Source organism: Agrobacterium sp. 20P9.1.2, from assembly GCF_057799395.1.
The window spans coordinates 296098-322126 of the sequence record NZ_JBYOKI010000004.1; the positions used below are offsets into that span (position 1 = coordinate 296098).

A 26029-nucleotide genomic window follows, 5' to 3' on the forward strand; every position below is an offset into this window, starting at 1 on the left:
ACGTTGAACGGAATGACTTGGGGCGCGACCATACTATGCCTGACCGGCGGTGCAAGTCGCTCAGTGATCATTTTCTGCGTGACCGGTGGCGTCTGCCGAAGCCGGTATCTTGCTACCGGCGGCAGCGGCTCTGCGCGCCCGCCGTTTTTGGGCGAAATGGTTGCGGGTGCGATGGACGATTTCCTTGAGGCTGATGAAGACGGGCAGCGCCATGGCTGGCTCCACCGGCTCCAGCGAAATGCCCACGCTGGATATTGCGTGGTTTTCATCGAGGTCACGGACGATGAGGATGAGCGAGCCGAGGCGGACGCGGTCGGCATATTCCGCTTTTCCACCGAACCTGTTCTGGATGAGTTCTCCGACTGTCATCGACAGTTCCTGCTGCGACAGCAGGCCGGGGCCGTAGGACGCATCGAGTTCCTTTGCCGGGCCTTGGGGCGAAATGGCGAAGGTGCCGAAAATGTCCTCGTCATCCTTGGTGACCGGTTTGGCGCTGGCAAACAGCCGGTCCAGCAGGCGGGCATAGCTGGGCATGACGAAGAGATAGACCAGATCGTTTTCGCGCAGGCGACCGGCATATTGATAGCGGATGGATTTGCCATCGCGCACCACCAGCGAAGGCATGGCCCAGCGGGGAATGCGCTCGCCCTGAAGCACGGCGCTGCCTTTGGCGACGCGGTAGGAGATGAGTTCGTGGTTGGCGGTGCCGGGCAGGTCTACCTCCAGCTTGTCCACATCGCCCATGCGCGGCGGCACGATGAGGCCAAGGCGAGTAGCGACGGGCTTGATGGTCCAGCCTTGCAGCAGCAATGACACCAGCACGATGATGAAGGCGGCGTTGAAATAGGTTTCAGCGCCCTCAAGCCCTCCGAGAGCTGGAAGGATGGCCAGCAGAATGGAAACAGCACCGCGCAGGCCGACCCATGCGACGAAGGTGGTTTCCTGCTGGGTATAGTTGAACGGCATGAGGCTGAGCCAGACGGCGAGCGGCCTTGCGATGAAGATGAGAAACAGCGCCAGCAGCACCGCAGGCACGATGATGGCAGGGAATTGCGAAGGCGTGGCGAGAAGGCCAAGCATCAGGAACATGATGATCTGGGCGAGCCACGTCATGCCCTCGTGGAAACGGCGGATGGCACCCTTGGCGAAAATCTTGCGATTGCCCGCCACGATGCCCGCGACGTAGACGGCAAGGAAACCGCTGCCATGTAGCGCGCCGGTGAAGGAAAAGACCAGCAGCGCCAGCGCCAGAACGAGAATCGGCACCAGCCCGCGATCCACCTGAAAACGGTTGACGACATTGACGATCATCAGGCCGCCCAAGACGCCGAAGATGACGCCGAGGCCCATTTCTTGGATGAAGAGCAGCAGGAAGCTGGCATCGATACCCGCTAGCCCCTGACCTTTCGACACGATTTCCACCAAGGCCACGGTGAGGAAGATCGCCATCGGATCATTGGTGCCGGATTCGACTTCCAGCGTGGAGCGGACCTGATCGCGAATATGGATGCCGCCGATGCGCAGCAGGAAGAACACCGCCGCCGCATCTGTCGAGGCGACGATGGAGCCGAGCAGCAGGCCTTCCAGCCATGAAAAGCCGAGCAGCAGGGCTGCGGCACCGGCGAAAAACACCGAGGTCAGCACCACGCCAACAGTGGCAAGCGAAATGGACGGCCCGGCAGACAGTTTGAAGGACTGGATGGAGGTGCCGAAGCCGCTATCGAACAGGATGACGGCCAGCACCAGCGAACCCAGCATATAGGCGAGCGGATTGTTGCTGAAATGGATGCCCAGCCCATCCGTGCCAGCGGCAAGGCCGATCATCAGGAAGAGCAGCAACAGCGGAGCGCCGAAGCGGTAGGCAATGAGACTGGAAAAAGCGGCAACGAGAACGAGGACGGTGGCGACCAGCAGCAATAAATAAAACGATTCCACGCACACGTCCTTTTCATGAAAGGCCGCGTGGCACACATGCTCCCGCACGTCAGCAGTCAATGCGCCACGTTTTGGACGGCCACCGCGCAGGGGTTTCGCGCAGCAGACAGGGCAAGGCGAGGTGTATCGAATGATACGGCAGGGCACGATGCGCAATAGAGCGCGACCGAATCCCTAGGTTGGATTTTTCCGTATCAAAATGGACCAGAGCAAGGCGAGCGGGAAGGAAAATGACGCTTTTGCCCATCGATTTGACGTTACGTAAGCTGGGCATCGAGTGTATAGCGTAGCTTGACACTTTTCGCTCTGTTGGGTAGTTCTAACCCATGAAAATCCGAAACGTGATCCATAAGGGTTTGCGCCGTTTGATTGAGGACGATGACGCGTCCGGCTTGCAAGCCGCCGTGGTGCCTAAATTGCTCCGCATCGTTTCCTTTCTGCAGGATATGGAACGCGAAGATGAATTGCGCACGGTGCCGAGCTGGAAGGCGCATCAGCTGACCGGTGATCGTAAAGGCACTTGGAGCCTGTTCGTCACCAAGAACTGGCGGATTACACTGCGGATCGATCAAGCGGAAATCGAGATTGTCGATCTGGACTATGAAGATTACCACTAGGAGGTGGCTATGAATGCGATGCAAGGCATCCGTCTGAAAAACCCCGCTCACCCCGGCGGTTTCATCAAAAGTGAGATCATCGAACCGCTAGGCCTTTCGGTGACGGCTGCGGCGCAGGTTCTCGGCGTCACGAGAGCGGCCTTGTCGGCTCTGCTGAATGAACGCTCGCATCTCTCCTCGGAGATGGCGTTGAGAATCGAGAAAGCCTTTGGTGTGTCCATGGACACACTGATGAGGATGCAGAACAGTTTCGATATTGCGCAGGCGCGTAAGCGGGAAGGTGAGATCAACGTCGCGCCGTTTCAGGGCACGCAATCAATCGTCTCGCCGCATTGAAGTGATCTTGAAAGCCACAAAACACAAAACCCGGCAGGATCGCTCCAGCCGGGTTTCGCTTATTCGCTCTCTGCGAACAATCAGATGGTCTTGGCCAGTGCTACTGCCGTGTCGGACATGCGGTTGGAGAAGCCCCATTCGTTGTCGTACCAGGTGAGGATACGCACGAAATTGCCTTCCATGACCTTCGTCTGGTCCGTTGCGAAGATCGAGGAGTGGCTGTCGTGGTTGAAGTCACGGCTTACCAGCGGCTCGTCGGTGTAGCCAAGGATGCCCTTCAGCTTGCCGTTGGAAGCAGACTTGATGGCTTCGTTGATTTCTTCGACGCTGGTTGCCTTCTTGGCCACGAACTTGAAGTCGACGACCGACACGTTTGGTGTTGGAACGCGGATCGAGGTGCCGTCGAGCTTGCCCTTGAGGTGCGGCAGCACGAGGCCGACAGCCTTGGCAGCGCCGGTCGAGGTCGGGATCATGGACAGCGCTGCGGCGCGGGCGCGGTACAGGTCCTTGTGCATGGTGTCCAGCGTCGGCTGGTCGCCCGTGTAGGAGTGGATCGTGGTCATGAAGCCGTGGTCGATGCCGACTGCATCATCCAGAACCTTGACGACAGGCACCAGGCAGTTGGTGGTGCAGGACGCGTTGGAGATGACGAGGTGTTCGCTCGTCAGCTGGTCGTCGTTGACGCCGAAGACGACCGTGAGATCAGCACCTTCAGCCGGAGCCGAGATGATGACGCGCTTTGCGCCAGCGGTCAGATGCGCCGCTGCCTTGTCGCGGGCGGTAAAGATGCCCGTGCATTCCAGAGCGATATCGACGCCGAGTTCCTTGTGCGGCAGCTGGGCTGGATCGCGCACGGCTGTAACCTTGATCGGCTTGCCGCCAGCAACGATGATCGTGTCGCCTTCGACCTTCACGTCTGCCGGGAACTTGCCGTGGATGCTGTCGTAGCGCAGCAGGTGAGCATTGGTTTCAACCGGGCCGAGGTCGTTGATGGCAACGACTTCGATGTCGGTGCGGCCGGATTCCACAATGGCGCGAAGGACGTTACGGCCGATACGGCCAAAACCGTTAATGGCAACTTTCACAGTCATTTACATACTCCCTATCAATATTTTCGAACGTGATTGGAATGGTGACGGTCTGGCGCGGCGAGATCGGTTCCGCCGCACCAGATTGAAGAATTCGTCAGCCGAGCTTCGCTTCTGCGGCGGCAACGACGGCTTCCGCCGTGATACCAAAATGCTTGTAGAGATCCTTGGCCGGGGCAGATGCGCCGAAGGAATGCATGCCGACAAAGGCGCCGTCATTGCCGATGAAGTAATCCCAACCCTGACGGATGGCAGCTTCAACGCCGATCTTGACCGGCGAATTGCCGATGATGGCTTTGCGGTACGTCTCTGGCTGCTCCTTGAAGAGTTCGAAGCAGGGAACGGAAACAACGCGGGTGGAGATGCCCTTGACCTTGAGGTCGGCGGCGGCCTTCAGCGCGATTTCGACTTCCGAACCGGAGGCGAAGATCGAGACCTTGGCATCGCTTGCCGAAACCAGCTCGTAAGCGCCGTAGGATACGAGGTTCTTTTCCTCATATTCCTTGCGGGCCGGTGCCAGGTTCTGGCGGGTGAGCGCCAGCGCCGACGGGCGGTGCTTTTCATGCAGGGCGATCTGCCAGGATTCCGCGGTTTCCGTTTCGTCCGCAGGGCGGAAGACCAGAAGGTTCGGAATGGCGCGAAGCGCTGCAACCTGCTCCACCGGCTGGTGGGTCGGGCCGTCTTCGCCGACGCCGATGGAATCATGCGTCAGAACATGAACGACGCGGATGCCCATGAGAGCGGCAAGGCGGATGGACGGACGGCAATAATCCGAGAAGATCATGAAGCCGCCAGCGTAAGGAATAAGACCGCCATGCAGCGCAATACCGTTCATGGCAGCTGCCATGCCGTGTTCGCGAATGCCGTAATGCAGGTAACGGCCCGAGAAATCGGTCGGCGTGATCGACTTCATCTGGCTGGTCTTGGTGTTGTTTGAAGGCGTCAGGTCGGCAGAGCCGCCGACTGTTTCGGCCAGCACGCCGTTGATGACTTCAAGCGCGTCTTCTGAAGCCTTACGGGTGGCAACTGTTGGGTTGTCAGCGGCAACCTTCTTCTTGAAGGCATCGATGGAGCTGTCGAAGTTGCCGGTCAAGTCACCAGCAAAGCGGCGCTTGAACTCGGCCTTCTTGTCGGCATCGGTTGCGTCGAGGCGGGCTTCCCATTCCTGACGGGTCTTGGTGGAGCGAAGACCTGCCAGACGCCATGCGTCGAGCACATCTTCCGGTACTACGAAAGCGTCGGCTTCCCAGTTCAGGGCCTTGCGGGTCGCGGCGATTTCTTCAGCGCCGAGCGGAGAACCATGAACCTTGTGCGTACCGGCCTTGTTTGGCGCGCCGAAACCGATGGTGGTCTTGCAGGCGATGAAGGTCGGGCGGTCGGATGTCTGCGCGGCTTCGATGGCGCTTGCAATCGCTTCCGGATCATGACCGTCAACTTCGATGGTGTTCCAGTGAACGGCCTTGAAACGGGCAACCTGATCGGTCGAATCGGACAGGCCAACTTCACCATCGATGGTGATGTTGTTGTTGTCCCAGAAGAGAACCAGCTTGTTGAGCTTCAGGTGGCCAGCCAGCGCAATGGCTTCGTGGCTTATGCCCTCCATGAGGCAACCGTCGCCGCACAGCACATAGGTAAAGTGGCTCTGCAGATCGGAGCCGAATTCTTCTTCCAGCTTGCGCTCGGCAATCGCCATGCCCACGGCATTGGCAATGCCCTGACCAAGCGGGCCAGTGGTGGTTTCGATGCCGGTGGCATGACCATATTCCGGGTGACCGGCGGTCTTGGAACCGAGCTGACGGAAACGCTTGATTTCGTCGATCGTCATGTCCTCATAACCGGTGAGGTAGAGGAGCGAATAAAGCAGCATGGAGCCATGACCGGCGGACAGCACGAAGCGGTCGCGATCTGGCCACTGCCATGCCTTGGGATCGAATTTCAGGTAACGTGTAAAGAGAACCGTGGCCACATCCGCTGCACCCATAGGCAGGCCTGGGTGGCCGGAATTGGCCTTCTCCACTGCATCCATGGCAAGAAATCGGATCGCATTGGCCATCCGGTCGTGTTTATCGCGAGAAATCATGGCTTTTCCGTCTGTTCCGGGTGATAGGAGATAGCCATTATGACTATCCAAAAAGCGGGTTGATCCATAGCAGGTAGGACGGGTGAGTCAATAAATCCGGGCCGGTTTGCGGTTCGATCGGCAACAAAAATCGTTTCGTATTCCGGCAATATTTAGGCGACGGCCATCTTGGCGCCGTTCCGGTGCTGCATTCATCCACAGCGCAAAGTGCTTGAATGTATTGGTTTGATTGACGTGGCTGTGAAACGGGTAATATCGTGGCACGGCCCTGATTGACACCAAGCAATAACGATTCGGCTTGGCTCATGCGGTTTGGAAGAAACGATGACGGCGGAAAAAACCATACAAGTCGCTTTGTCGGAGCTCAGCTCCGCCATCAACAGTCTTGAGAACGCGATCGATATGCGGATCGAGCGCCAGCGGGAAAATGGCGAGGTCGAAAGCGAAGTGAAGCGTGTGCATGTGGACCGTGCACGGCTGGCGCAGGAGCTTGACCAGTCGCAATTCCGCGCCAACCGCCTCGAAGAAGTCAACCGCGAGGTTTCCCGCCGCCTCGTAACCGCGATGGAAACCATCCGCGCCGTGCTGGATCGATAAGGACTGTAATTCATGGCTCAAGTGACAGTGATGATCGATGGCAAGGCCTATCGTATGGCCTGCGAAGCGGGGCAGGAGGTGCATCTGACCGATCTCGCCAGCCGTTTCGACCAATATGTCGGCCATCTGAAAAGCCAGTTCGGCGAAATCGGCGACCTGCGCCTGACTGTCATGGCGGGCATCATGATCACCGACGAAATGTCGGAGCTCTCCCGCAAGATCGAAGCACTGGAAAGCCAGGTCGCATCCTTGCAGCACAACCGCGATGGAATGGCCGAAAGCAAGGCCAAGACCGAGGAATTGCTGGTGGACGCGATTTCCGATCTTTCTGCGCGACTGAACGGGATTACCGAAAAGCTGGTGGCGCGACCGAAGCCGGTTGTGAACTGACGGCGTCAGCCGTGTTTCGCCTGTCGTGTCACAAAACATCTGGATAGTTTTGTGACAGCCGCTTGGGCGCAACATTCTCGCCTTCGCCCCCCTTCCGCAATTCACAGAACCACCCTATATACGAAGTGCGTTCTGCGCTTCTCGACAGGAACCACAATCCCTGGGGCCATACTCGATCCAAAGGGAGCTGTCCCTGGCCAGGCCCGTGGGCTTGGACATATGGCGCCCACCTACGTTTGTAGGCACCCAGGATCGTAAACCTCCATCGGTTGCCGCGGATCGCACTTTTTAGATTTAGTTGCCATTGCACGCCTGCCTTTTATGCCAGCCCAACAGCGGCATTAATGGCGGCAAGTATCAAGCTTACCAGGATTGTTCCGAGGAAGACCCTGTGTGCGGTAGCTTTGTCTTTATTTTCATCAAGTATGTTTACTGGAAACGCCCACTTGATGTACCAAAAAAGTGTCCTGTAAGCGAACATGTACATCCCTACAGTGTACAGAAAAAACGCTATTTTAAGCGATATTTTTCCACTGCCTTCTGGGAATAACTTTTCCGTATAAATGCTTATCCAGTATAAACCATATGGCAAAGCCAAAAACCATAGAGCGATATCGTACACAAACTTTGCGTGTATAAATGAATACCATAGTTTTTTTGAATTAAGCTTAGTTGCGGCTATGTTTTGTACGGCGCGAAAAAATACAACATCTTTAGCCGTTATTTGTAATTTGCTTGCATTTGGTGTTGGCTCGGAAACGACATTGTTTGTGTCGAAGAGCGGTGGTTTGTCGAAGTTGAGCCAAACCGAAAATCGGTTTTCCGGTTGATTTCCACTCGCGTGCCGTCTGAATGCGTTTATGTTAGTGAAGTATATTGTCCTAATCGGGATAGGCAGATTCTTTGTATCAAAAACATCCTCTGTTTCCCCATAAACCGTTTGGCCATCAAAGCCAATTATTGATATCGTTAGTCTGAATGCATCGTCAGCTAAGAAAGCATTACGCTCCTGAAATTCAGCGTCGTCCATATCTTCAGGCTTTGTAAGCCCAGATATTATATCTTTACCGTCTTTTTTTATAAGGGTTGTAAGTTCACGGTAGGCTAACCTAACTTGAGAAAGAGCAAGGTTACATCCCCGAATGGCGATTTCTTCTTCATACCATATTATGTCGTGATCATTCTCGTTGGTAAGTGAATTCGCTGACATATGTTCCCGCGGAATTTTCATTTGAATAGTGCGAGACTACACGATTCTCTAATGGTTGGGCTATCTTCTAGTTTAGGTATGAGCTTGCTTTGCTTTGGTATCGACTTAAGTCGTGATTGAAGCGTGCGCATCCAACTGAGAAGTTTTTAGACGAGTAGTCATTGCATTGGTGGAACAATTCCCTATTATCCGTGTTGGTATGTCCGCTCCCGCTCTCAACTATAGCGATTGTGGTTGCAGCCGCGACATGCCGTTCAACAGCCCAAAAAGAGCTAAACTTGTTTACTGAAATTATGATCGTGGTTCTGCTCACCGTACTCAACGGTGTGCTTGCCATGTCCGAACTTGCCGTTGTCTCCTCCAGACCGGCGAGGCTTAAAGTGCTTGCCGCTCAAGGCAGCAGAGGCGCCACCATGGCGCTCACTCTTTCCGAAAACCCCGGACGCTTTCTCTCCACCGTGCAGATCGGTATCACGCTGGTCGGCGTTCTCTCCGGCGCGTTTTCCGGTGCCACGCTGGGTGCCCGTTTCACCGCCTGGCTTCTGGAACAGGGCGTGCCGGACCGCGCTGCCGATGCCATCGGCGTCGGCGTCGTGGTTGTCGCCATCACCTACCTGTCGCTGATCGTCGGTGAGCTTGTGCCAAAGCAGATCGCGTTGCGCGACCCTGAAAAGGTTGCCGTGCGGGTGTCGCCTGCCATGGTGATGCTGTCCAAGATCGGTGCGCCCATCGTCTGGCTGCTGGATCGTTCGGGCAAGCTCGTTCTGGCCATCCTCGGCCATAGCGGTGAGTCCAACGCGTCTGTGACGGATGATGAAATTCGCACGGTTCTGGCCGAAGCGCACAGTGCTGGCGTGATCGAGACGGAGGAATCCGCCATGATCACCAGCGTCATGCGCCTTGCAGACCGCAATGCGCGCGGCCTGATGACACCGCGTCGCGACGTGGAAGTGGTGGATATTGAAGATACGGCGGAAGAAATCCGTGAGCAGCTTCGTGGCACCCAGCGTTCGCGCCTGCCGGTGCGCAATGGTGCTTCCGATGAAATTCTCGGCGTGCTTTTCGCCAAGGACGCCTTCGATGCGCTGGCCTCCGGCAAGGAGTTGAATGTCCGTGAGCTTCTGCGTGAAGTGCCGGTTGTTTCCGATCTGACCAGCGCCGTTGACGTCATCCAGTCATTGCGCCGTTCCACGGTGCATATGGTTCTGGTCTACGACGAGTACGGCCACTTCGAAGGCATCATCAGTTCCGGCGACGTTCTGGAAGCCATTACCGGCGCGTTTCAGGAAGATGATGGCGAAGAGCCAGCGATGGTGGAGCGTGAGGATGGCAGCTTCCTCGTGGCCGGGTGGATGCCCGCCGACGAATTTGCCGACCGCATGGGTTTCCAGATTTCCGACGATGCCGAATTCGAAACCGTGGCCGGTCTGGTGCTGGATGAGTTCCGTCGTTTGCCGGAGCTTGGCGAACACGTCACCCGCAATGGCTGGCGCTTCGAAGTCATCGACCTTGATGGGCACCGGATCGACAAGGTGCTGGTCAGCCGGGCGGCTTGATGACGCCGGGCGACCTCAGCAAAGCCCAACTTCGTATCGAGCGTCTCGCCCTGCGGGACGCTCTTTCCGTTGAGGAACGGGGTGAGAAAAGTCTCAGTATCGCCGCCAAGGGTGCAGACGCGCTGACGTCTGTTGCGGGAAAAATAGTCTCCGGTTTTGTGCCCATTCGCTCGGAGGCCGATCTGCGGCCCTTGATGGAGGCGCTGCGCGACATCGGTGCGCGCCTGTGCCTGCCGGTCATTCTCGACCGCGAGACCATTGTGTTTCGTGAATTTGCCAAGGATGTACCACTGGTCAAAACCGGCTTCGGCACGACGGGGCCTAATGAAGGTGCCGCTGTGCTGGACCCTGATATTCTGCTTGTACCGCTCTCTGCATTCGATGCCAAAGGCCACCGGATTGGCTATGGAGCGGGCCATTATGACCGCGCAATCGCCAAACTCCATGCAAAAGGTCTTGATACAACCCTCATCGGCATTGCATTCGACTGCCAGGAAGTGCCATCAGTGCCCGCGGAGCCGCACGATGTGGCGCTGGATGCCGTTCTGACCGAGAGCGGTATGCGGTATTTCAATGACAAGATGGCGGGCAGGACGGCGGAATGAGATTACTGTTTCTCGGGGATATGGTTGGCAAGACGGGCCGCACGGCGGTGTGGGAGCGTCTTCCGGGGCTGATCTCCGATCTCAAGCTGGACTTCGTCATCGTCAATGGCGAGAACGCCGCTGGCGGCTTCGGCATCACCGAAGAGATCTATCTCGAGACGATCAATGCCGGTGCCGATGTGGTGACGACCGGCAACCATGTCTGGGACCAGAAAGAGGCCGTTTCCTTCTGCGAACGGCACGACCAGTTTCTGCGGCCTGCCAATTACCCCAAAGGTACGCCCGGCAAGGGCTCCGGCCTGTTTTATGGCCGCAATGGCGCGCGCATTCTGGTTGCCAACATCATGGGCCGCGTCTTCATGCACCCGGAACTGGACGATCCCTTCAGCTCGGCGGAAAGCATTCTGGGTGCCTGCCCACTGGGTGAGCAGGCCGATGCGATCGTGTTCGATTTTCATGCCGAAGCGACAAGCGAGAAACAGTGCTTCGGCCATTTCGTCGATGGCCGCGCCAGCTTCGTGGTGGGAACCCACACCCATGTGCCGACGGCGGATGCGCAAATCCTGAATGGCGGCACGGCCTATATGTCCGATGCCGGCATGTGCGGCGATTACGATTCCTCGCTCGGCATGGAAAAGGAAGAACCGATCAACCGGTTTATTTCCAAGATGCCGAAGGGCCGTTTCGAAGCGGCGAGCGGTCCGGCGACGATTTGCGGCGTTGGTGTAGAGATATCGGATCGTACCGGGTTGGCGGAGAAGATCGCGCCGTTGCGGATTGGGCCGAGGTTGGCGGAGACGGTTCCGGCGTTTTGGGTTTGATGCGTGTTGTTAGTTAGATGGCGGCGGGTGGGGTTTACCCCCCTCTGTCCTGCCGGACATCTCCCCCTCAAGGGGGGAGATCGGCTGGGCGCTCCGACATCGCTTCATTTTCGACATCTGAAGTGGGTGGGAGGTCGCCGCGAGTCGATCTCCCCACCTGAGGGGGAGATGCCCGGCAGGGCAGAGGGGGGTAAGCCACACCCAAAAACCTCAATATCTAAAAACGCAATGACGACATTGTGAGCGCCATCCACCTCTTGCGTCTGGACGATCCACCACCCTTGCCGCATCCTGCCCGCACTCATCTCGTTTCTGGGAGTGGTGTTGATGCTTCGCATGCTCATGCTCGCATTGTCAGGGCTTTTGGTGGCCGCTGCCGCATCGGCCCAGCAACAGCCTAGCCGTCCTTCCACAGCTCGCCCGCCGATCAGCCAGTGCCAAGCCATTGCCCAGACCATGCCGGGCGCGACCTTTGCCAGCTTTCAGCCGTCCGATGTTCAGATGGCGCAGGCGAGTGCGAAGGAAGAGGTGCAGATTCAATATATCGGCCATTCGACATTTCTGATCACCTCGCCTGAAGGCGTCACCATAGCTACCGATTATAATGGTATTTACCGTCCGCCCGTCACGCCCACTGTGGTGACCATGAACAATGCGCATTCCACGCATTATACGCTGCATCCGGACCCGGCGATCAAATATGTGCTGCATGGCTGGAGCGATGTGCCGGGCGAAAAGGCCGTTCATAAATTGCAGGTGGGTGATGTCTATATCCGCAACGTCACCTCGGACATCCGCAACCGCTGGGGCGGCGGCGGGTTGTTGCAGAAGGATGGCAATTCGATCTTCATTTTCGAAGTCGCGGGCCTCTGCATTGGGCATCTGGGTCATCTGCATTACGAGCTGACGGAAACGCAATATGCCGAAATCGGGCGTCTGGATATTTTGATGGTGCCGGTCGATGGTGGTTTGACGATGGGGGCTGATAGTATGAGCCGCATCGTGAAGCGGCTACGGTCGGCTCTGATCCTGCCGATGCACCAGCCGAGTGCTCTGGAGCAGTTTCTGGTCACGTTCGGCCCGCAATTCAAAATCGCTTATGCCAATGACCCGGTTATCAGGGTGTCTATGAGAAACCTTCCCCGCCAGCCGCAAATTCTGGTGCCGCAAGGCATGTGAACCGGCGACGGGCGGGAAAGGGAATTTTCAGGCGAAAGCCAGATGCTGTCTGACGCCGACATCCGGCACCTTATGGTCAGACATGTTTGCCTTGGCGATTTCCCAACCAAATTTCAGGGTGCTGTCCGTCGATGCCCAGATATCGGCATCATCCACGTGGAGGGCCAGCATCGTCAGATCAGGGTCGCTCTTGCCGTGTTCATACCAGGCGGCGGTGACGGAATTCCAGTATTCGTCCAGCTTTGCCTTGTCTTCGCGAACTTCCAGCTTGCCGGAGAGGCAGGCGTGGTAGTCATGATCCTTGCCGATGACGCAGAAGTGGGCGCGGGAGCCGGACTTTAAAGTCTGAACAAGATCGGCGCTCTTTTTGGTGAAAAACCAGATCGTGTTGGTCTTCGGGTCGGCGTGGGGTGCCATGGGCTGCATATGGCTGTGAAGGCCTTCAAGGCCCAGCATGCCCGCATGGACGGAATTGATTTCGTCCCAAAGCTGACGGGCGGGGGCATCGCGTGCTTCACTCAAGCTGACCATTTAGGGGTCTCCTTCACGTTTCTCGTTATCCTCACGATCAACGGACAAAGCTGCCCGCTTTCGTACTGGTAACCAAACGAAGAGAGTAGATTTCAGTTCCCTAAAGCGTTTCCTTGTTCACGGGAACGGGTTTGCCCAGCATCTCGTCGTCAGGATCAAGGACAGAAACCTAGCCGGCAGACGCTTCGATGCGTTGCGAGAAGAGTGGGCATGTGGGCTTGAACAGCCGGGCCATCGCACTTATAAGCACCGCAATCCAAACAAACGATCCGATCAGGGGTGCCATGGCTGGCCATTCACAGTTCAAGAACATCATGCATCGCAAGGGAAAACAGGATTCGATCCGTTCGAAGATGTTCTCCAAACTCGCGCGTGAAATCACCGTTGCTGCCAAGTCCGGTCTGCCGGATGTGAGCATGAACGCGGCGTTGCGTCTGGCAGTGCAGAACGCCAAGGCACAGTCGATGCCAAAGGACAACATCGACCGCGCCATCAAGAAGGCGTCCGGTGCAGATGCTGAAAACTACGATTACGTGCGTTACGAAGGCTACGGTCCGGGCGGTACGGCGGTTATCGTCGAAGCGCTGACCGACAACCGCAACCGCACCGCTTCCAATGTCCGCTCCATCTTCACCAAGGCTGGCGGCGCGCTGGGCGAAACCGGCTCTGTTTCGTTCTCCTTCGACCGCGTCGGTGAAATTACCTACAAGGCCTCTGTTGGTGACGCCGACAAGGTTATGGAAGCTGCTATCGAGGCGGGTGCCGACGACGTTGAAAGCAATGAGGATGGCCACACCATCATCTGCGGTTTCGAAGCGATGAACGAAGTGTCCAAGGCACTGGAAGCCGTTCTCGGTGAAGCCGAAAGCGTCAAATCCATCTGGAAGCCGCAGAACACGGTTCCTGTCGATGAAGAAAAGGCACAGTCGCTGATGAAGCTCATCGGCAACCTTGAAGACGATGACGATGTGCAGAGCGTCTATTCGAACTTCGAAGTGTCCGAAGAAATCATGGCCAAGCTTTCGGCCTGATTTCGAGGCCCCGACGCATGTGAAAGCCTCCGGCAGAAATGCTCGGAGGCTTTTTTTATTTAGCTAGCGTCTGCGGAGAGGTGATCAGGCGGCTAGTTTCAGGCCGCTTCTGACTTCGGCGAAGACCTCGACCGAACGAAGTCGTTTCTGAATGTCGTGAACGGGCATGGAGATGATCAGCTCATCCGCGCCCGTTTCCGACAGGAACTCGCCCAGTCTATGTTCGACTGTGGCATGCGAGCCGACCACCGCATATCTGAGCGTGTGTTCGACCGTGATGCGCTCCATGTCGCTCCAGTAATCGTCCATGGTTTCGACGGGACGTGGGAACTGGGTGCGGACGTTCTTTCGCAGATTGACGAATTGCTGCTGGGCGGAGGTGAAGAGGTGTTGTGCTTCTTCATCCGTATCTGCACCCACACCCATAACGCCAACCATGACATAGGGCTTTTGCAATGTAGCCGATGGCTGGAAGCGTTCGCGGTAGATGGCGATGGCGTCCATCAGCATATCGGGCGCGAAATGCGAGGCGAAGGAGTAGGGCAGGCCAAGTGCTGCGGCCAGATGGGCGCTGTATATGCTGGAGCCCAGAAGCCAGATCGGCACATTGGAATGCATGCCGGGCACGGACAGAATGGCTTGATCCGGTTCCGGCGCGCCGAGGTAGCGCTGCAATTCAACAATATCATGCGGGAAGTTTTCAGCGCCCGCATCCAGATTGCGGCGCAGCGCGCGGGCGGTGCGCATATCCGTTCCCGGCGCGCGGCCAAGACCGAGATCGACGCGACCGGGCAGAAGCGCTGCCAGTGTACCGAACTGTTCGGCAATCACGAGAGGCGAGTGGTTCGGCAGCATGATGCCGCCGGAGCCGACGCGGATGCGTGTGGTTGCCGCACCGACATGGGCGATGACGAGTGAGGTTGCGGCGCTGGCAATGCCCGGCATGCCGTGATGTTCGGCAAGCCAGATGCGTTCATAGCCCTGCTCTTCAGCCTTGATGGCCATGCGGCGCGAATTCTCCAGCGCCTTGCTCACGTTCTCGCCTTCACCAATGGGCGACAGATCGAGAATGGAAAAAGGGATCATCGGACGCTCCTGTTGGGATTTTTCAGATTTTACCCGATGTAAGTTGCAGTGCGGAATTTGCCAGAGCAGTCGCGCCGAATTGATCGATGCATCAAAAAAACTGGTCCAACTTTGCGACGCTTGGGCGTGAGAGCCGCGTTCAGGCGTAGAAGCTGTGCGCAAATGACGGATGTTGTCGTTTTGTTCACTTATCGCTGGCAGGTTTTGCTGCTGAACGGTAGGGTGACACATGCAAAATGCGATTCGAATTATCGGGATTGATCCCGGGCTGCGGCGAATGGGCTGGGGTATCATCGAAACCCTCGGCAACAGCCTGCGTTTCGTGGCCTCCGGCACAGTGACGTCGGACGGCGATATGGATCTGGCCTCGCGCCTGTGCCAGTTGCATGACGGCCTGTCGGAAATCGTGCATTCCCATCAACCGCACGAGGCGGCGGTGGAGCAGACCTTCGTCAACAAGGATGCGGTGGCAACGCTGAAGCTGGGTCAGGCGCGCGGAATTGCCATGCTGGTTCCGGCCCGTGCCGGTCTGCCTGTGGCGGAATATGCGCCCAATGCCGTCAAGAAAGCGGTGATCGGCGTGGGCCACGGTGAAAAGCAGCAAATTCACATGATGCTCAAAATTCTGATGCCCAAGGCCGAGTTCAAGGGCAATGACGCTGCCGATGCGCTTGCCATCGCCATTTGCCACGCGCACAACCGGGCAGGCGAGCGCATGCGCCGCGTGCTGGCGGCAAGCTGATTTCCTCATTTCACAGGCGTTACCATGATCGGAAAACTCAAAGGCACCATTGAAGAAATTGGCGACGACTATGTTCTCGTCGATGTGCATGGCGTCTGTTACGTGGCCCATTGCTCGGCCCGCACGCTTTCGCGGCTTGGCTCGCCGGGCGAAGCCATCGTCCTTTTCATCGAGACCTATGTGCGCGAAGACCAGCTGAAACTGTTCGGCTTCCTGACGGCGCTGGAACGGGAATGGTTCAACCTGCTGCAGAGCGTGCAGGGCGTGGGTTCCAAGGTTGCGCTGGCGGTGCTTTCAACGCTGACGCCATCTGAACTCGCCAATGCCATCGCGCTTCAGGACAAGGTGGTCGTTTCGCGTGCGCCTGGCGTGGGCCCGAAGGTCGCGGTGCGCATCGTCACCGAGTTGCGTAATAAGGCCCCGGCCTTTGCGGGCGAGGCCTCTGCCTCCATCGGTCTTAAGCAGGAACTCGGTGAAGGGGTGGCCTCTGCGCCCGTTGCCGATGCTGTCTCGGCGCTCACCAATCTCGGCTATTCCCGCGACCAGGCCGCCAATGCGGTTGCTGCGGCGCTGAAGAATGGCGGCGAGGGGGGCGATAGCGCCAAGCTGATCCGGCTGGGGCTGAAGGAGCTTTCGCGGTGATGTCAGATTGATATTCCGTTGGAGAGATGATAAATTTTCCTACGATTATGATTTTCTCGGAAGGCTTTCGATTTGGGATGGGAATTGACACTTTCGTCTAAAGGGCAGGTGACTCTTCCGAAAGAGATGCGTGAGGCTTTGAATCTTCGCCCCGGGGACCAGATTGTCTACTCGATCATTGACGGCGAAGTGGTGTTGACACCCAAAAACGTCGATTTCAACGATCTGGCAGGTCTGCTGGGTAAGCCGCCAAGAGGACGCGCGACATTGGAAGAGATCGATGAGTCTGTACTGAAAGCTGGCGGCGGCAATGTTATCGACACCGACGAAGAGAGCTCGGAAGCTGCCGCATGAATATGTTTGGTCTTGATACGAATGTGGTACTGAGACTTTTCGTAGGGGATGACCCGAAGCAGCATCAGGCATCATTGCGTTTTGGTGCCGAAATCGGGAAAAGCCACACTGTCTTTGTCACCCTCATAACGCTTATAGAGCTCGATTGGGCGCTGCGATCCCAATATGGATACGATCGAAAGCAGGTTATGATCGCCGTACAAAAGCTGTTGAACACCCGGGGGCTTTTTGTCGAAGGTCACGACCTTGTGGTCAAGGCATTGCGCTTGGTCGAGAAGAACAATGCGGACTTTACCGATGCGTTGATCGCGTGTCGGTCCGCGAGCGAAGGCTGCACAGTGACCTACACATTCGACCAGAAAGCAGCCCGAAAAATACCCGGAATGGAACTTCTGACATGAGCGAGGCGGCACGGCTGATTTCTTCGGAAAAGCGCGGCGAGGATATCGATACGACGCTGCGTCCGCAGACGCTGGATGATTTTACCGGTCAGGCGGAAGCGCGGGCCAATCTGAAAATCTTCATCGAGGCGGCGAAGAACCGGGGCGAGGCGCTGGACCATGTGCTGTTCGTTGGTCCTCCCGGTCTGGGCAAGACAACGCTGGCGCAGATCATGGCCAAGGAACTGGGCGTCAACTTCAAGTCCACATCAGGGCCCGTCATTGCCAAGGCAGGCGATCTGGCGGCCCTTTTGACCAATCTCGAAGAACGCGATGTACTGTTTATCGATGAAATCCACCGTCTGAGCCCGGCTGTGGAGGAAATTCTCTATCCGGCGATGGAGGATTTTCAGCTGGATCTGATCATCGGTGAAGGGCCTGCGGCGCGGTCGGTGAAGATCGATCTGTCGAAATTCACGCTGGTTGCCGCCACCACGCGGCTTGGGCTTTTGACCAACCCGCTGCGGGATCGCTTCGGTATTCCAGTCCGCTTGTCTTTCTATACCGTCGAAGAGCTTGAACTGATCGTGCGGCGCGGCGCGCGCATCATGGGATTGCCGATGACGGAGGAGGGCGCGCGCGAAATCGCGCGTCGTTCGCGTGGCACGCCGCGCATTGCCGGGCGGCTGTTGCGCCGCGTGCGCGATTTTGCCGAAGTGGCAGGGGCGGAATCTGTGACCCGTCAGATTGCCGATGAGGCGCTGACGCGGTTGCTGGTGGACAATATGGGCCTCGACCAGTTGGACATGCGCTATCTAACGATGATTGCCGTCAATTTCAGTGGTGGGCCGGTGGGGATCGAAACCATTGCGGCTGGATTGTCCGAACCGCGCGATGCCATCGAGGATATTATCGAACCCTATATGATCCAGCAGGGCTTTATTCAGCGCACGCCGCGCGGACGTATTTTGACCGCAACGGCGTGGAAACATCTGGGCATGCAGCCGCCGAAAGACATCGAGGCTGCGCAGTTTCGCCTGACACTCGAGGACGATTGATCGTGATTACCCGCCGCGCTCTGCTCAAGACTGCTGCCACAATGGCGGCGGGGTTGGTCTCGTTGGGTGCCTATGCGGGCGGCATCGAGCCTCTGGCCCGGCTTTCCACCACACGCTATCGCATCAATCCGCCCGGCTGGCCGAAGGGACAAAAACTGCGCATCGTGGCACTTGCGGATTTCCACGCTTGCGAGCCATGGATGCCTGCGGAGCGGATCGCCAAAGTCTGCGACTACGCCAATACGCTGGGCGGCGATATCATGCTGCCTCTGGGCGACTACATGTCCGGCATGAAACTGGTGACCGGCGTTGTGCCGCCGGAAGACTGGGCGAAGGCACTCTCCGGCCTGAAAGCGCCCTATGGGGTACACGCCATTTGCGGCAATCACGACTGGTGGCAGGACCCGGAGGCGCAGCGGCTGCGACTGAAAGAAACGGTGGCGCACCGCGCCTTGCGGGCCGTCGGTATTCATGTGCACTCCAACGATGCGGTGCGAAGCGGATCGCCGGAGCAGCCGTTCTGGATTGCCGGTCTGGAAGACCAGTGGGCCTATCTCCAGGGACGTCGAAGGACCGGGCTGGACGATTTGCCGGGAACTCTGGCGCAGGTGACGGACGATGCGCCGGTTATTCTGCTGGCGCATGAGCCGGATATTTTTGTCTCCGTTCCTGACCGTGTGTCCTTGACGCTTTCGGGTCATACCCATGGCGGGCAGGTCAATCTGTTCGGCTGGCGACCGGCGGTTCCTTCGCGGTTTGGGGAGCGCTTCGCTTACGGCCATGTGGTCGAGGATAACCGGCATCTGGTGGTGTCCGGCGGGCTCGGCTGTTCCATCGCCCCCGTCCGCTTCATGTCGCCGCCGGAGGTGGTGGTGATCGAACTGGGAGAGGCGTGAGGAACCATTGGTGGCGCGAGGTCATTTGCCGTTTTTAAGGAGCGTCACATGACCAAATTCCGCAAAGGTGCCAAGGTTCAGTGGAAATGGGGAACGGGCAAAGGCGAGGGCAAGATCGCCGAGACCTTTACCGAGGATGTCGAGCGCAAGATCGAAGGCTCCGTCATCAAACGCAAGGCGAGCGCAGAAGAACCGGCCTATCTGATCGAGCAGGAAGATGGCGGGCGTGTTCTGAAAAGCCATTTAGAACTGGAAAAGGTGGATTGATGGCCCAAAGGATGGCCGCTCCTCTGTTCTGACAATCGAAAATGAGCGGGAGAGCCCATGAGTTACGATCCCTGCCGCGTGGTCAGAAAGCTGGCGCGCAACAATCGCTTGGCGAATCTGAGACTTCACACGGCCTGTCTGCGGCTCTCGCAGGCGGAATTCATCGCTCTCCGCACCAGCTTCTTTCCAACGATCCTCGCAACGCTCAATCATATCTATCTGGTCGACCTGTTTTATCTCGATGCCTTAAAGGGCGGCAGGTTGGGATATGCCGCATTCGCTGCAGAAGAGCCCTTCGGGGACATGCTGGCTTTGCAGCAGGCGCAATCGCAACTGGACGAAAACCTCATCGCATTCGTTGATGTGTTGAGGCCTGACGATTTGGCCGCGACCGTTCAAGTGCATCGGGCTCAGCGAATACAGCAGGACCGGTGCGATGATATTCTGACGCATCTCTTTCAGCATCAGACGCATCATCGCGGTCAGGTGCATGCGATGCTGTCGGGCACATCCGTAACACCACCGCAACTGGACGAATTTATCGTCGGCGACGATGCGGGGGTTCGCAAAGTGGAACTGGACGCGCTAGGTTGGTCGGAACGTGACCTCATGTTCCCGGAAGAAAAATCATATGACTGAAGACACCCGCATCCGCATGAAATTCAAACCCAAGCGCATTTTCCAGATGCGTGTGGCAGGCATCGCCTTTCGCGATGGCCATGTGCTGGTGCACCGGGCAACGCATGAGAAGTTCTGGAGTTTTCCCGGCGGTCGTGCCGAAATGGGCGAGCAGTCGCAGGAGACGCTGGCGCGGGAAATGGTCGAAGAACTCGGCGTAGAGGCCAAGGTCGGGCGGTTGCTGTGGGTGGTCGAGAACTTCTTTCACTATGAGGGCAAGGACTGGCACGAGCTGGGATTTTATTACCTGATGGACCTGCCCGAGACGTTCCCCTTCCACGAAGAAGACATTGTCCACCGCATGCAGGATGGGAAACACCCGCTGGAGTTTCGCTGGGCAAGAGCGACCACCGAAGCCTTGACGCAGTTGGACATTCCCCCCTATTTCATCGCCGGTGAGATTGAGAACCTTCCTGCTTCCGTTCAGCACGTCGTGTGGGATGACCGCAATCTGGATGACAAATGAGGATTCCTCTCGTCCCTCATTCCTGTGCTTGTCACAGGAAACCAGTCGTCGCGCGTCTGCGCGGCGGTATGACTCTTTTCAGCCCATAGACATGGACTGGCTGGATTCCTGTGACGAGCACAGGAATGAAGGAGGTAGCAGTGGTAGTGCAGCCCTCTAAAGCATAAAATTTCTCCAAGGACTTTCGCATGACTGACCTCACCGTATCCCTCTCCGGCGAACTTATTGAACACGGCCATCGCCTCACGCAGCGTGTCTATTACGAAGACACCGACTTTTCCGGCCTCGTTTATCACGCCCGCTATCTGCATTTCCTCGAGCGCGGACGCACGGATTATCTGCGTTGCCTCGGCTGTGAGCAGAGCGCTTTGCTGACGGCGGATGAGGAGGGGCTGGTTTTCGTGGTGCACCGCATGGAGATCGACTTCAAGTCGCCAGCGCGAATGGATGATATATTGACCATCACCACGCTGACCGAGAAGGCAGGCGGGGCGAAGATGGTTCTCAATCAGGAAATCCGGCGGGGGGATACACTTCTGGTTGCCGCGAAAGTGATTATTGCCGTGATCAACGCCAAGGGAAGACCGCGCCGTTTGCCCGATACCATTGCCGAAAAATTTTTAAAGTAAGAAACGGGAAATCCGGGGTCCCTATTTAAAGTGTCCATTTCGTAACACTCCCTTAACCATAATGTAGTCTTACTTAACCATCCGGTATTTGTAAGCCGCACGCCTTCCTTTTACCAAATTTACCGGCAAGTAAGGCGTAATGGCAATATCGGGGCATGGCTCAAGGGGTTTTCGGCGGTTGTCGCAGGACTTCAAGCGTTGATGCGCGTTTAAATCGCCCGGTCATGCACCGGGCGTTTGGATTCGGGGATTGGATATTTATGGAACAGGCAGGTTTGGCAGCGGCAACGCACGACGTAAGTCTTTGGGCTCTGTTCATGCAGGCTGGCCTCATCGTCAAGCTGGTTATGATCGGTCTTATTGCCGCCTCGGTTTGGACGTGGGCCATCGTCATCGACAAATACGTCGCCTTCGGCAAGGCAAGACGCCAGTTCGACCAGTTCGAGCAGGTGTTCTGGTCGGGTCAGTCGCTTGAAGAACTGTATCGCACGCTGGCGGAACGTCAGAATACTGGCCTTGCGGCGATTTTCGTGGCCGCCATGCGCGAGTGGAAGAAGTCCTTCGAGCGCGGCGCCCGTTCGCCCATCGGCCTTCAGATGCGTATCGACCGTGCAATGGACGTAACCATGGCGCGTGAGGGCGAAGGCTTCGAAGCACGTCTCGGTTCGCTGGCGACCATCGGTTCGGCTGGTCCGTTCATCGGCCTGTTCGGTACGGTTATCGGTATCATGACCTCGTTCCAGGCGATTGCCGGTTCCAAGTCCACCAACCTCGCGGTCGTGGCCCCAGGTATCGCCGAAGCGCTTCTGGCGACAGCCATTGGTCTGGTCGCCGCTATCCCTGCGGTTATCGCCTACAACAAATTCACAGCCGATGCGGGCAAGCTCTCTTCGCGCATGGAAGGTTTTGCGGATGAATTCTCCGCCATCCTGTCGCGTCAGATCGATGAGAAGCTGCAGACACGTCAGGCCGCGCAGTAAGCGCGCACTGAAGCGAGTGGAGTAAAGACTATGGGAATGTCAGCAGGTGGCGGCGGCGGTGGTTCCGGTGGACGCCGGGGCCGGGGACGCCGCAGAGGCGGCGCGATCAGCGAAATCAACGTGACGCCACTCGTGGACGTCATGCTGGTGCTGCTCATCATCTTCATGGTGGCCGCACCGATGATGACGGTCGGCGTGCCGGTCGATCTGCCGCAGACATCCGCCAATGCGCTGAATTCCGATACGCAGCCGATTACCATTTCGGTGAATGCGGATGGCGTGATCCATTTGCAGGAAACGCCGATCCAGGCCGCTGAAGTAGCCGACAAGCTGCAGGCGATTTCGAGCACCGGCTATAATGAGCGCATTTTCGTGCGCGCGGACTCGGTTGCCGCTTACGGCATCGTGGCCGATGTCATGGCGCGTATTCAGGCCGCGGGCTTCAAGAATATCGGCCTCGTAACACAACAGAAACAGGACAATTGATCTAAGCATGAAGGGCAGCGTCACCACATCTGCGATTGTGCACGCCTCGCTTCTGGCCTTTGCCCTTGTGTCTCTGGGCTCGCCAGCGCCGCTCGAGGTGTCTCAGGCCGAGTCGATGCCTGTTGATCTCGTATCTGTGGAAGAGATGACGCAGATCCAGCAGGGCGACAAGAACGCGCCCAAGGCTGAAAAGTCCGCGCCTGTGCCCACGACCCGTCCCGACATTGTCGCAAATGCCCAGAACACCGGCAACAACACGGCTGATCTGGAAGCGCCACCGACACCGACCACCAAGCCGAACAACAATGAGAGCGCCGCTGCCCCGCCCAAGCAGGAAAAGCCGGCACCCGTTGTCGATACAAAGCCGAACGATGTGAAAGACATCGTCAAGGAAGAAACATCTGCGCCGAAGCCGATGGAAACGGCGTCGCTTCCTATTCCGAAGCCGGAAATAGCGACGCCGCCAACGCCGACACAGCCGCCAGCAGAGCAACAGGCGCAGGAGCCTCCGCCGCAAAATCAGGAACCGGCAGAAATTCCCGTGCCGCCGAATGTGCCGCGTCCGAATTCGCGTCCGCAGCCTCCGGAGCCCAAGCCGGAGCCGCCTAAGCCTGAGCCGCCCAAGCAGGCAGAACAGAAGCCTGCGGAAAAGCCCGCCGAGAAGAAGCCGGATCAGGCCAAGTCGACTGAGAAACCGTCCGACAAGAAGCCAGCAGACCGCAAGCAGGAAACGGCAAAATCCGCCGCATCCCAGGCCAGTGAGTTCAATGCCGACGATATCTCGAAGCTCTTGAACAAGCAGGCTCCATCCGGTGGTGGCGCTAAGCGCTCTACCGAAACGGCATCGCTGGGCGGCAAGAAGACGATTGGTACGGGGCTGAGCGCCAGTGAAATCGACAATGTCAGAGGCCAGATCGAAGGCAACTGGGCCATGGCTTCCGGCTTGACTGGCGTTGCCGAGGTGCGTGTCGTCGTTCGCGTGTCGCTCGACCAGAACGGCAATATCGTCGGCCAGCCAGAGGTAACCGCGACAGGTGGTCCGGAAGGAACACGGCGTGCCGTCGAAGGCAGCGCGCGCCGCGCGATCTTCAGGTCTCAGCCGCTGAAAAACCTGCCGCCCGAAAAATATGAAGGCGAAAAGGGATGGAACACGATGGTCCTGAACTTCGACCCGTCCGAGTTTGCGATTTAAACCGACAGTTTTGGGACCGATGACAACACCCACACCCAAATCGATGTCCAATTTTTGTATGAAGCTGAAAGGCTTGTCTCAATGATCAAGTTCTCTCTCCTGCGCGCGATGGTGGTTGCCTCTGGCATGCTGTTCTCGTTTGTCGCGGTTACACCGGCCAATGCTGAAGTTCAGATCAACATCAACAGGGGTAACGTCCAGCCGCTGCCCATCGCCATCACCGACTTCATGTCGACTGACGGCATCGGTGCGCAGGTCTCGCAGGTTATCGCCGCCGATCTTCAGCGCTCCGGCCTGTTTGCGCCGATCAACAAGAACGCCTTCATCGAAAAGATCAGCAACCCGGATCAGCAGCCGCGTTTCGAAGACTGGAAGGTCATCAATGCACAGGCACTGGTCACCGGTCGTGTGACGAAGGAAGCCGATGGCCGTCTGCGCGCAGAGTTCCGCCTGTGGGACACGTTTGCCGGTCAGCAGATGAGCGGCCAGCAGTTCTTTACCCAGCCTGAAAACTGGCGTCGTGTTGCCCATATCATCGCCGACGCGATCTATGAACGCGTGACCGGTGAAAAGGGCTACTTCGATACCCGCGTCGTCTTCGTTTCCGAAAGCGGCCCAAAGACAGACCGCAAGCGCGCTCTGTCGATCATGGACCAGGACGGCTTCAACGTTCGCAACCTGACCAACACCAAGGACCTCGTTCTGACACCGCGCTTTTCGCCAAGCCGTCAGGAAGTGACCTACATGTCGTTTGAAGGCCAGCAGCCGCGCGTTTACCTGTTGCAGCTGGAAACCGGACAGCGTGAAGTGGTCGGCAACTTCCCCGGCATGACGTTCTCGCCACGCTTTTCGCCTGATGGTCAGAAGGTCATCATGAGCCTTCAGCAGGAAGGCAACGCCAATATCTACACGATGGACCTGCGTTCGCGCACCACGACGCGTCTGACGAACACCGGCGCTATCGATACGGCACCGTCCTATGCACCGGATGGCCAGCGCATCGCTTTCGAAAGCGACCGTGGCGGTCGTCAGCAGATTTACGTGATGAATGCCGATGGCTCCGGCCAGACGCGTATTTCCTTCGGTGATGGTTCCTATTCCACGCCGGTCTGGTCTCCGCGCGGCGATCTGATTGCCTTCACCAAGCAGTCCGGCGGCAAGTTCTCCATCGGCGTGATGAAGCCGGATGGTTCGGGCGAGCGTATTTTGACCTCGGGCTTCCACAATGAAGGACCGACATGGGCACCGAATGGCCGCGTGCTGATGTTCTTCCGCCAGGCAGCCGGTGCCGGTGGCCCGCAGCTCTACTCCATCGATCTGACCGGCTATAACGAACAGCTGATCAAGACACCGACATTCGCATCCGACCCGGCATGGTCGCCGCTTCTGGATTGATCAAACCATTATGGCGGTGCAGTTGCGCCGCCATGTTTTCTACGCATGCCATCGGGAATTGCCCTGCTTTCTTGCTGCAAATGTTGTGAGGGAGCAAAAAAGGCGGGACATTTCCTTTCTGTTAACCATAATTGTTTGGGGGCAATTAACTGCAATCGGTTATTGTCTGGCAACGTTACTGAAATTCTAAGGAGAGACCGGCGATGAGCCGTACACACACCTCGGCACTCAGCCCAATGCAGAAAATCGCCCGTAACCCTGCTGTTCTGGCTCTGACGCTCGCGCTTGCGCTGGCTGGTTGCGCCAACAAGAAGAACATGCCGAACAGCGCTGGCGAACTCGGCCTTAACGGCGGTGCCGGTTCTGCGACACCGGGTTCTGCACAGGACTTCACTGTCAATGTCGGCGACCGTATCTTCTTCGACACCGATAGCACATCCATCCGCGCAGACGCCCAGCAGACATTGCAGCGTCAGGCACAGTGGCTGGCCCGTTATCCAAACTACGCCATCACTGTTGAAGGCCATGCCGACGAACGCGGCACGCGCGAATACAACCTAGCGCTGGGTGCACGCCGTGCGGCCGCCACCAAGGAATTCCTCGCTTCGCAGGGTGTTCCTGCAAACCGCATGAAGACGATTTCCTACGGCAAGGAACGTCCGGTCGCCGTTTGCGACGACATTTCCTGCTGGTCGCAGAACCGTCGCGCCGTTACCGTTCTGGGTGGCGCAGGCATGTAATTGCCTCGCAACGACGTGATCAGAATTGTAAGGCGGTCCTCGGGCCGCCTTTCTTTTTTTCC

General features: G+C 57.5%; 30 protein-coding genes and 1 other RNA gene. 25 read left to right on the plus strand and 6 right to left on the minus strand.

Translation table 11 applies throughout. The features are described from left to right. Nucleotides 1–60: 60 nt before the first annotated feature. Nucleotides 61–1935, minus strand: coding sequence for a potassium/proton antiporter (locus AC27VJ_RS14055; RefSeq protein WP_488684552.1), 1875 nt, complete (start codon nucleotides 1933–1935; stop codon nucleotides 61–63). Nucleotides 1936–2261: 326 nt separating this feature from the next. On the opposite strand from AC27VJ_RS14055, the gene AC27VJ_RS14060 reads away from it, so the two are divergent. Together AC27VJ_RS14060 and AC27VJ_RS14065 are read left to right on the plus strand one after the other, a co-directional pair. Next, complete coding sequence (locus AC27VJ_RS14060) at nucleotides 2262–2552, plus strand: type II toxin-antitoxin system RelE/ParE family toxin (RefSeq protein WP_045228457.1); 291 nt, start codon at nucleotides 2262–2264, stop codon at nucleotides 2550–2552. Nucleotides 2553–2561: 9 nt separating this feature from the next. Next, a complete protein-coding gene (locus tag AC27VJ_RS14065) occupies nucleotides 2562–2888 on the plus strand; it encodes a HigA family addiction module antitoxin (RefSeq protein WP_488684553.1) in 327 nt (108 codons plus the stop codon). Between the two features lie 80 nt (nucleotides 2889–2968). Here the strand turns inward: AC27VJ_RS14065 and gap are convergent, their stop codons facing one another. Together gap and tkt are read right to left on the minus strand one after the other, a co-directional pair. Next, nucleotides 2969–3979, minus strand: coding sequence for a type I glyceraldehyde-3-phosphate dehydrogenase (gene gap, locus AC27VJ_RS14070; RefSeq protein WP_488684554.1), 1011 nt, complete (start codon nucleotides 3977–3979; stop codon nucleotides 2969–2971). A 94-nt stretch (nucleotides 3980–4073) separates the two neighbouring features. Further along, the gene (gene tkt / locus AC27VJ_RS14075) at nucleotides 4074–6056 is read right to left on the minus strand and encodes a transketolase (RefSeq protein ID WP_488684555.1); all 1983 of its coding nucleotides are present in this window, start codon (nucleotides 6054–6056) and stop codon (nucleotides 4074–4076) included. 324 nt (nucleotides 6057–6380) lie between these two features. Here tkt and AC27VJ_RS14080 point away from each other — a divergent pair, with 324 nt between their 5' ends. The 3 genes from AC27VJ_RS14080 to ssrS all read left to right on the plus strand — a co-directional run bounded on the left by AC27VJ_RS14080 (nucleotide 6381) and on the right by ssrS (nucleotide 7328). Then, on the plus strand, nucleotides 6381–6653 hold the full coding sequence (locus AC27VJ_RS14080) for a DUF4164 domain-containing protein (RefSeq protein ID WP_062584532.1): 273 nt from the start codon (nucleotides 6381–6383) through the stop codon (nucleotides 6651–6653). A gap of 12 nt (nucleotides 6654–6665) precedes the next feature. After that, a complete protein-coding gene (locus tag AC27VJ_RS14085) occupies nucleotides 6666–7043 on the plus strand; it encodes a cell division protein ZapA (protein WP_488684556.1) in 378 nt (125 codons plus the stop codon). Nucleotides 7044–7169: 126 nt separating this feature from the next. Then, nucleotides 7170–7328: non-coding RNA, 6S RNA (gene ssrS / locus AC27VJ_RS14090), on the plus strand. 34 nt (nucleotides 7329–7362) lie between these two features. Here ssrS and AC27VJ_RS14095 read toward each other — a convergent pair. Next, nucleotides 7363–8253, minus strand: a complete 891-nt coding sequence (locus tag AC27VJ_RS14095; protein WP_488684557.1) for a hypothetical protein — start codon at nucleotides 8251–8253, stop codon at nucleotides 7363–7365. Nucleotides 8254–8546: 293 nt separating this feature from the next. Between AC27VJ_RS14095 and AC27VJ_RS14100 the strand changes: the two genes are divergently transcribed. The 4 genes from AC27VJ_RS14100 (at nucleotide 8547) to AC27VJ_RS14115 (ending at nucleotide 12414) form a co-directional block, all read left to right on the plus strand. After that, nucleotides 8547–9809, plus strand: coding sequence for a hemolysin family protein (locus tag AC27VJ_RS14100; RefSeq protein WP_162727928.1), 1263 nt, complete (start codon nucleotides 8547–8549; stop codon nucleotides 9807–9809). Beyond that, nucleotides 9809–10414 (plus strand): 5-formyltetrahydrofolate cyclo-ligase, encoded by a 606-nt coding sequence (locus AC27VJ_RS14105; protein WP_488684558.1) that lies wholly within the window; start codon nucleotides 9809–9811, stop codon nucleotides 10412–10414. Before AC27VJ_RS14100 ends, AC27VJ_RS14105 begins: the two co-directional genes overlap by 1 nt. Then, on the plus strand, nucleotides 10411–11235 hold the full coding sequence (locus tag AC27VJ_RS14110; RefSeq protein WP_113090064.1) for a TIGR00282 family metallophosphoesterase: 825 nt from the start codon (nucleotides 10411–10413) through the stop codon (nucleotides 11233–11235). Before AC27VJ_RS14105 ends, AC27VJ_RS14110 begins: the two co-directional genes overlap by 4 nt. A 324-nt stretch (nucleotides 11236–11559) precedes the next feature. Further along, on the plus strand, nucleotides 11560–12414 hold the full coding sequence (locus AC27VJ_RS14115) for an MBL fold metallo-hydrolase (RefSeq protein ID WP_488684559.1): 855 nt from the start codon (nucleotides 11560–11562) through the stop codon (nucleotides 12412–12414). Nucleotides 12415–12441: 27 nt separating this feature from the next. On the opposite strand, the gene AC27VJ_RS14120 is transcribed toward AC27VJ_RS14115, so the two are convergent. Beyond that, nucleotides 12442–12945, minus strand: a complete 504-nt coding sequence (locus tag AC27VJ_RS14120) for a pyridoxamine 5'-phosphate oxidase family protein (protein WP_113088934.1) — start codon at nucleotides 12943–12945, stop codon at nucleotides 12442–12444. Nucleotides 12946–13229: 284 nt separating this feature from the next. On the opposite strand from AC27VJ_RS14120, the gene AC27VJ_RS14125 reads away from it, so the two are divergent. Further along, a complete protein-coding gene (locus tag AC27VJ_RS14125; protein WP_353579130.1) occupies nucleotides 13230–13976 on the plus strand; it encodes a YebC/PmpR family DNA-binding transcriptional regulator in 747 nt (248 codons plus the stop codon). Nucleotides 13977–14060: 84 nt separating this feature from the next. Here AC27VJ_RS14125 and AC27VJ_RS14130 read toward each other — a convergent pair whose 3' ends face one another. Beyond that, nucleotides 14061–15062 (minus strand): LLM class flavin-dependent oxidoreductase, encoded by a 1002-nt coding sequence (locus tag AC27VJ_RS14130; protein ID WP_488684560.1) that lies wholly within the window; start codon nucleotides 15060–15062, stop codon nucleotides 14061–14063. 229 nt (nucleotides 15063–15291) lie between these two features. On the opposite strand from AC27VJ_RS14130, the gene ruvC reads away from it, so the two are divergent. The 15 genes from ruvC to pal all read left to right on the plus strand — a co-directional run bounded on the left by ruvC (nucleotide 15292) and on the right by pal (nucleotide 25967). After that, nucleotides 15292–15804, plus strand: a complete 513-nt coding sequence (gene ruvC, locus AC27VJ_RS14135; RefSeq protein WP_243255139.1) for a crossover junction endodeoxyribonuclease RuvC — start codon at nucleotides 15292–15294, stop codon at nucleotides 15802–15804. A gap of 24 nt (nucleotides 15805–15828) precedes the next feature. Then, nucleotides 15829–16446 carry a Holliday junction branch migration protein RuvA gene (gene ruvA / locus AC27VJ_RS14140; RefSeq protein WP_488684561.1) on the plus strand — a complete coding sequence of 206 codons (618 nt, stop codon included), beginning with the start codon at nucleotides 15829–15831 and terminating at the stop codon, nucleotides 16444–16446. Nucleotides 16447–16530: 84 nt separating this feature from the next. Continuing rightward, a complete protein-coding gene (locus AC27VJ_RS14145) occupies nucleotides 16531–16800 on the plus strand; it encodes an AbrB/MazE/SpoVT family DNA-binding domain-containing protein (protein WP_488684562.1) in 270 nt (89 codons plus the stop codon). Further along, nucleotides 16797–17201 (plus strand): type II toxin-antitoxin system VapC family toxin, encoded by a 405-nt coding sequence (locus tag AC27VJ_RS14150; protein WP_488684563.1) that lies wholly within the window; start codon nucleotides 16797–16799, stop codon nucleotides 17199–17201. The genes AC27VJ_RS14145 and AC27VJ_RS14150 overlap by 4 nt, the downstream gene beginning before the upstream one ends. Continuing rightward, nucleotides 17198–18238 (plus strand): Holliday junction branch migration DNA helicase RuvB, encoded by a 1041-nt coding sequence (ruvB, locus tag AC27VJ_RS14155; protein WP_488684564.1) that lies wholly within the window; start codon nucleotides 17198–17200, stop codon nucleotides 18236–18238. The genes AC27VJ_RS14150 and ruvB overlap by 4 nt, the downstream gene beginning before the upstream one ends. Before the next feature lie 2 nt (nucleotides 18239–18240). Continuing rightward, nucleotides 18241–19134, plus strand: coding sequence for a metallophosphoesterase (locus tag AC27VJ_RS14160; RefSeq protein WP_488684565.1), 894 nt, complete (start codon nucleotides 18241–18243; stop codon nucleotides 19132–19134). 48 nt (nucleotides 19135–19182) lie between these two features. Continuing rightward, nucleotides 19183–19401 (plus strand): hypervirulence associated TUDOR domain-containing protein, encoded by a 219-nt coding sequence (locus AC27VJ_RS14165; protein ID WP_488684566.1) that lies wholly within the window; start codon nucleotides 19183–19185, stop codon nucleotides 19399–19401. Between the two features lie 57 nt (nucleotides 19402–19458). After that, the gene (locus tag AC27VJ_RS14170) at nucleotides 19459–20040 is read left to right on the plus strand and encodes a DinB family protein (protein WP_488684567.1); all 582 of its coding nucleotides are present in this window, start codon (nucleotides 19459–19461) and stop codon (nucleotides 20038–20040) included. Beyond that, complete coding sequence (locus AC27VJ_RS14175; RefSeq protein WP_488684568.1) at nucleotides 20033–20545, plus strand: NUDIX hydrolase; 513 nt, start codon at nucleotides 20033–20035, stop codon at nucleotides 20543–20545. Before AC27VJ_RS14170 ends, AC27VJ_RS14175 begins: the two co-directional genes overlap by 8 nt. 188 nt (nucleotides 20546–20733) lie before the next feature. Next, nucleotides 20734–21174 (plus strand): tol-pal system-associated acyl-CoA thioesterase, encoded by a 441-nt coding sequence (gene ybgC / locus AC27VJ_RS14180; RefSeq protein WP_488684569.1) that lies wholly within the window; start codon nucleotides 20734–20736, stop codon nucleotides 21172–21174. 260 nt (nucleotides 21175–21434) lie between these two features. Beyond that, nucleotides 21435–22154, plus strand: a complete 720-nt coding sequence (tolQ, locus tag AC27VJ_RS14185; RefSeq protein WP_113088925.1) for a protein TolQ — start codon at nucleotides 21435–21437, stop codon at nucleotides 22152–22154. A 30-nt stretch (nucleotides 22155–22184) separates the two neighbouring features. After that, nucleotides 22185–22640: a protein TolR gene (gene tolR, locus AC27VJ_RS14190; RefSeq protein WP_113088924.1), complete on the plus strand. Its 456-nt coding sequence runs from the start codon at nucleotides 22185–22187 to the stop codon at nucleotides 22638–22640. Nucleotides 22641–22647: 7 nt separating this feature from the next. Continuing rightward, nucleotides 22648–23832 carry a hypothetical protein gene (locus tag AC27VJ_RS14195; protein WP_488684570.1) on the plus strand — a complete coding sequence of 395 codons (1185 nt, stop codon included), beginning with the start codon at nucleotides 22648–22650 and terminating at the stop codon, nucleotides 23830–23832. 81 nt (nucleotides 23833–23913) lie between these two features. Further along, the gene (gene tolB, locus AC27VJ_RS14200; protein WP_113088922.1) at nucleotides 23914–25227 is read left to right on the plus strand and encodes a Tol-Pal system beta propeller repeat protein TolB; all 1314 of its coding nucleotides are present in this window, start codon (nucleotides 23914–23916) and stop codon (nucleotides 25225–25227) included. A 203-nt stretch (nucleotides 25228–25430) separates the two neighbouring features. After that, on the plus strand, nucleotides 25431–25967 hold the full coding sequence (pal, locus tag AC27VJ_RS14205; RefSeq protein WP_113088921.1) for a peptidoglycan-associated lipoprotein Pal: 537 nt from the start codon (nucleotides 25431–25433) through the stop codon (nucleotides 25965–25967). Nucleotides 25968–26029: the final 62 nt, after the last annotated feature.